We start from the raw sequence: 5,677 nt of genomic DNA on the forward strand, positions 1-5,677 counted from the left end.
ACCGCTTTCGCGAGCAAGCCCGCTCCCACACTTTGACCCGGTTCCTTCTGGCATATCTCTACAGGATATTCGAGTAATCCGCCTCGATCCGGTCCAGGCTCAAATGGTTGAGGAAGTTGGAGAAGCACATCCAGGCTGCCAGCGCGTTCATGTCGCGGAACTGCTCCGGCAGGTATTTGGGCGGCACCACCAGGCCTTCGTCGACCAGTTGGCGCAAGGTGCGCATGTCTTCCAGGGTGGTCTTGCCGCAGAACAGCAGCGGCACTTGTTCCAGCTTGCCTTTGCGCACGGCCAGCTGAATGTAGTTGTAGACCATGATAAAGCCCTTGAGGTAGGACAGGTCCTTGGTGAACGGCAGACCGGTCGGCGTCGAGCCACGGAATACCCGACTGGCATTGCCGTAGCTTTCCGCCACTTCAAAGCCTTGCTCACGAAAGAACTCGAACACCTGCAGGAAGTCGGCGCCCTCCTCGACCATATGAATGGCGCGGGTGCGGTTGGTCAGTTTGCGCAAGCGGCTGGGGTAGGAGGCAAAGGTGATGATCTCCATCAGGATCGCCAGGCCTTCCTGGGTCACGGTCGACGACGGCGGCCCCTTGGACAGGAAGGTGCAGATCGGCTGGTTCTGACCATTGAGCGTGGTGCCGACGTGCACCAGGCCTTCGTGCACTTCCAGCGCGCGCACGTCTCGGTCGTTGAACATCGCGTCGGCGCGGATCTTGATGTAGTCGGCGCCCGCCGCGGCATCGGCGACGATGCCGTCGGACTCGAACACGCGGATGGTTTCCTCGGCCTCGCCAAACACTTTGTTCAGGCGGGTTTGCAGCAGGGCCACAGCGTCCTTGGCGGTAAGCGTCTTGGCTTCGTCCTTGAGGTCGCCACGGCCGTCGATATTGTTCAGGTAGTCCGAAAGCATCAAGCCCAGGTCAGCCAGGGTCGGGTCGCCGGCGTGGAACGCATCGGAGGCGGCGCCGTAGAGTTCCTGGGAGATCAGGCCGAAGTCCTCGGTGCCACGCGCTTCAAGCATGCGCACCACCATGCGGTACTCGCGGCACATGCGCCGCATGATCTGCCCCACCGGGCTGAACTGGCCAAGGCGGCGCGTGATATCACGCTCGATGTTCTGGAATTCCAGCTTCACCGCGCTGGAGTCGAACGACAGCGGCCGGTTCAGGTAGTAGTCGCGGTCGATGGCGGGCATTTCCTTACCCTTGCCCTTGAGGAATCCCTGGCGGATGTTTTCGTCCCACTTCACGGCGTCGAGGACGCGAATCGGTGTTTGCGCCAGCACAATGCGATCAGACAAGGTGCGTATCGTCTGCTGGTAATCGTCCACCCGGTGCTTCCTCTTTAAACGTTATTTGCCCGCGCGCTGATAGCGCACGGCTTCAACGAACACATCGGCATTGGCCGGGTCATCCAGGTAGGCAAATACCTGGTTCATGGGGCTGTCCACCAGCACCCCGGCGCCTTCGACGGTTTCCACCGTGCTGCCGCGCAAGGCTTTCTGGCCTATGGCTTGGTGGATCTGCTCAAGGTCAAGGTTGTAGACCACCAATTCATGCTTTTCATCGAATTCAAATCCCGCAAGCATGAAATGCCCGCCCAGCTTGGCCGGCAACCGTGCCGACAAGTACCAGCGGCTGCCATGGCGCGAGACCGTAAAGAGGTACTCATCACGCTGGCCCGGCTTGGCTGAAGGGTAGCTCACGGCCTTGTATTGGTGATTGCCCGCGCGGGTGATCTGCAAGTTGAGCGGTTCGCCCCAGGCATTCTTGCTGGCCCATTGGCCGAGCAACGCCTGCGGCGCCGCCTCGGGGGCGGGCAGCGGGGCCTTGAAGGTCACCAGGCAACCGCTCAACAGCAGGAATGACAGGGCGATAACCGCCACACGCCAGGTTCTCATTGGACATCCCCCGGTGTCAGACCGAGGCCAACACCAAATGCATGTAACGCTTGAGGATCTCAAGCATCTCGTCGGCGGTCAGAGGCTCTGCGCCGCCCAGCAGGCCTTGATATTCCATCCGACCGATTATCGCCGTCAACACTTTGGCATCCTGTTGCGGCTCGCGGGAGCCCAACACCTGGAAAAACTGCCCCGTCCCCTGCAACAGAATCTGCTGGTGCGAGCGCACCAACTCAGCCAGGCGCGGGTTGAGCAAAGCTTCCTGGCGAAAGGCCTGCTCGGCCATCAGGTAGTCACGACGGTTGCTCAACTGACGCTGTACATAATCGGCGGTCAGCCGCGCAATATCATCGGCCAGTTGCGAGCGCGACGCTGCGCTGCCATCGCCATAGGCGACCATCTCGCGCAGCAGGCCTTCGTTGCGCACCCACAGCTTGCCCATGAAGGCGGCGCTGCGCTCCACGTATTGGGCGAAGGTATCGGTGAGCAGGTCATCGATATCCTTGAAGTAATAAGTGGTGGCCGACAACGGCACCCCCGCCTCCGCCGCCACCGCCCGATGGCGCACGGCCCGCACGCCATCGCGCACCACAATGCGCATGGCCGCGTCGAGAATGTCTTGCCTGCGTTGCTCGCTGCCCCGACGACTGGCCTTGCGGCCCTGGTACTGGACGCTTTCAGCCACGGCAGCAGCAATGCCGGCGGCGCCTTCTTGAGCGGTTACGCGGTTCACGACACACATCCTTGAATAGATCAAAACCTGGCGCTGTTTGCTTGACGCTTAAAGACGCCACATAAAAAAGCCGCCTTATAAAAGGCGGCTTCGGATTTCGCTACGTTTACGCTTGTGGCCGCATGTGCGGGAACAAGATCACATCGCGGATCGACGGCGAGTTGGTCAACAGCATCACCAGACGGTCGATGCCGATGCCTTCACCGGCCGTTGGCGGCATGCCGTATTCCAATGCGCGCACGAAGTCGGCGTCGTAGTGCATGGCTTCGTCGTCGCCGGCGTCCTTGTCGGCCACCTGGGCCATGAAACGCTCGGCCTGGTCTTCCGCGTCGTTAAGCTCGGAGTAGGCGTTGGCGATTTCGCGGCCGCCGATAAACAGCTCGAAGCGGTCGGTGACGTTCGGGTTGTCGTCGTTGCGACGCGCCAGCGGCGACACTTCGAACGGGTACTGGGTAATGAAGTGCGGCTGCTCCAGCTTGTGCTCGACCAGCTCTTCGAAAATCATCACCTGCAGCTTGCCCAGGCCTTCGAAGCCCAGCACCTTGGCGCCGGCTTTCTTGGCGATGGCGCGGGCCTTGTCGATGTCGTTCAGGTCGTCAGCGGTCAGCTCAGGGTTGTACTTGAGGATCGAGTCGAACACCGACAGGCGCACGAACGGCTCGCCGAAGTGGAACACCTTGTCGCCGTACGGCACGTCGGTGCTGCCCAGCACCAGCTGCGCCAGCTCGCGGAACAGTTCTTCGGTCAGGTCCATGTTGTCTTCGTAGTCGGCGTAAGCCTGGTAGAACTCCAACATGGTGAATTCAGGGTTGTGACGGGTCGAGACGCCTTCGTTACGGAAGTTGCGGTTGATCTCGAAGACCTTTTCAAAACCACCGACCACCAGACGCTTCAGATAAAGCTCAGGCGCGATACGCAGGAACATTTCCAGGTCCAGCGCGTTGTGGTGGGTTTCAAACGGCTTGGCTGCGGCACCACCGGGGATGGTTTGCAGCATCGGCGTTTCGACTTCCAAGAAGTCGCGCGCCATCAGGAAACTACGGATGTGCGCAATCACCTGCGAACGCACGCGGAAGGTCTGGCGCACGTCTTCGTTGACGATCAGGTCAACGTAGCGCTGGCGGTAGCGCTGTTCGGTGTCGGTCAGGCCGTGGTGCTTGTCGGGCAGCGGGCGCAGGGACTTGGTCAGCAGGCGCACGTTGGTCATTTCAACGTACAGGTCGCCCTTGCCGGAGCGCGCCAGGGTGCCTTCGGCGGCAATGATGTCGCCCATGTCCCAGGTTTTCACCGAGGCCAGGGTTTCTTCAGGCAGGGTCTTGCGGTTGACGTAGACCTGGATGCGCCCGGTCATGTCCTGGATCACCATGAACGAGCCACGGTTGAGCATGATGCGACCGGCAACCTTGACCGGGATTGCAGCCTCTGCCAGCTCTTCCTTGGTCTTGTCCGCGTATTGCTTCTGCAGATCTTCGCAGTAGTTTTCGCGGCGGAAGTCGTTCGGGAAGGCATTGCCCTTGGCGCGCTCGGCAGCAAGCTTTTCCTTGCGCAGGGCGATCAGGGAGTTTTCTTCCTGTTGCAGGGCTTGCGGATCGAGTTGTTGGTCGCTCATGTCTTTAAATTTTCCATCAGGTTCGTTGTCCCCGGCCTGCGGGCCGGGGATCGCCTACACAGTCTTTACAGGCCTGATTTCAGGCTGGCTTCCAGGTATTCGTCGATATCGCCGTCGAGTACCTTGTCGCAGTCGCTGCGTTCGATGTTAGTGCGCAGATCCTTGATCCGCGACGCATCGAGCACATAAGAACGGATCTGGTGACCCCAGCCGATATCCGACTTGGTGTCTTCCAGCGCCTGCGAAGCGGCGTTGCGCTTCTGCATTTCCTGCTCGTACAACTTGGCCCGCAGCATTTTCATGGCGGTGTCCTTGTTCGCGTGCTGGGAACGTTCGTTCTGGCAGCTGACCACGGTGTTGGTCGGTACGTGGGTGATACGTACGGCCGAGTCGGTGGTGTTTACGTGCTGGCCACCGGCACCGGAGGAACGGTAGGTGTCGATGCGCAGGTCGGCCGGGTTGATCTCGATTTCCACTTTGTCGTCGATCTCTGGCGAGACGAACACCGCGGAGAACGAGGTGTGGCGCCGGTTGCCGGAGTCGAACGGGCTTTTGCGCACCAGGCGGTGCACGCCGATTTCGGTGCGCAGCCAGCCAAAGGCGTATTCACCCTTGATGTGCACGGTCGCGCCTTTGATACCGGCGACTTCACCGGCCGACAGTTCCATGATGGTCGCGTCGAAACCGCGTTTGTCGGCCCAGCGCAGGTACATGCGCAGCAGGATGTTGGCCCAGTCCTGGGCCTCGGTGCCGCCGGAACCGGCCTGGATGTCCAGGTAGGCGTTGTTCGGGTCCATTTCATGGCTGAACATGCGGCGGAATTCGAGCTTGGCGAGGTTTTCCTCAAGACGGGCCAGCTCGGCGACGACATCGCCCACTGCACCTTCGTCGTTTTCTTCGACGGCCATGTCCAGCAGGTCACGGCAGTCGCCCAGGCCGGTGTTCAGCTCGTCGAGGGTGTCGACGATCTGTGCCAGCGCAGAGCGCTCGCGGCCCAATTCCTGGGCGTATTCAGGTTTGTTCCAGACAGCGGGATCTTCAAGCTCGCGATTGACTTCGGTCAGACGCTCATGCTTTTGATCGTAGTCAAAGATACCCCCGAATAGTTTCGGAGCGCTCGGACAGGTCCTTGATGGTGTTAAGGATCGGGTTGATTTCCATGGCGGGCAGCACTCGTTGGCGAACTTTTGAAAGCCGACGAGTATAACGATAAACGGGGGGGAGCGGCAGCCCGCTGGGCGAAAAGGCCTGGGGGTGGTTGGGTAAATCGGGTGTATATCCGTTTCTTCGGTAATGGCCGCGTATGGTTTCGCCCTTACGGCGAGTCACTTTGGAAAAGAGCCCCAAAGTAACCAAAGGGCTCTTGCCCCACCACTCGGCACCTCGCTCACGCTCGGTGTGCCCGAAAACAGGCATTACTCCGCGGGCC

The 5,677-nt window shown here is 60.5% G+C and carries 6 protein-coding genes; all 6 read right to left on the reverse strand.

The window, feature by feature from the left end; all coding sequences use genetic code 11:
- Window positions 1-58: 58 nt before the first annotated feature.
- The gene (locus WBR57_RS11325; RefSeq protein ID WP_424083907.1) at window positions 59-1,336 is read right to left on the reverse strand and encodes a flavohemoglobin expression-modulating QEGLA motif protein; all 1,278 of its coding nucleotides are present in this window, start codon (window positions 1,334-1,336) and stop codon (window positions 59-61) included.
- Between the two features lie 21 nt (window positions 1,337-1,357).
- The gene (locus WBR57_RS11330; RefSeq protein ID WP_424083908.1) at window positions 1,358-1,906 is read right to left on the reverse strand and encodes a hypothetical protein; all 549 of its coding nucleotides are present in this window, start codon (window positions 1,904-1,906) and stop codon (window positions 1,358-1,360) included.
- Between the two features lie 16 nt (window positions 1,907-1,922).
- Entirely contained in the window at window positions 1,923-2,639 is a 717-nt protein-coding gene (locus WBR57_RS11335; protein ID WP_424083909.1) for a TetR/AcrR family transcriptional regulator, read from the reverse strand.
- A 106-nt stretch (window positions 2,640-2,745) separates the two neighbouring features.
- The gene (lysS, locus tag WBR57_RS11340; RefSeq protein WP_116628410.1) at window positions 2,746-4,248 is read right to left on the reverse strand and encodes a lysine--tRNA ligase; all 1,503 of its coding nucleotides are present in this window, start codon (window positions 4,246-4,248) and stop codon (window positions 2,746-2,748) included.
- Between the two features lie 65 nt (window positions 4,249-4,313).
- A protein-coding gene (gene prfB / locus WBR57_RS11345; protein WP_424083910.1) for a peptide chain release factor 2 occupies window positions 4,314-5,409 on the reverse strand; the annotation gives its coding sequence in 2 pieces (ribosomal slippage) (window positions 4,314-5,336 and window positions 5,338-5,409; 1,095 coding nt in all).
- Window positions 5,335-5,677, reverse strand: a 343-nt coding sequence (locus WBR57_RS11350) for a hypothetical protein (RefSeq protein ID WP_424083911.1), incomplete at its 5' end; no start/stop codon positions are given. The genes prfB and WBR57_RS11350, both read right to left, overlap by 75 nt.

Source organism: Pseudomonas sp., assembly GCF_049590575.1.
In the GTDB taxonomy this organism is placed as follows: domain Bacteria; phylum Pseudomonadota; class Gammaproteobacteria; order Pseudomonadales; family Pseudomonadaceae; genus Aquipseudomonas.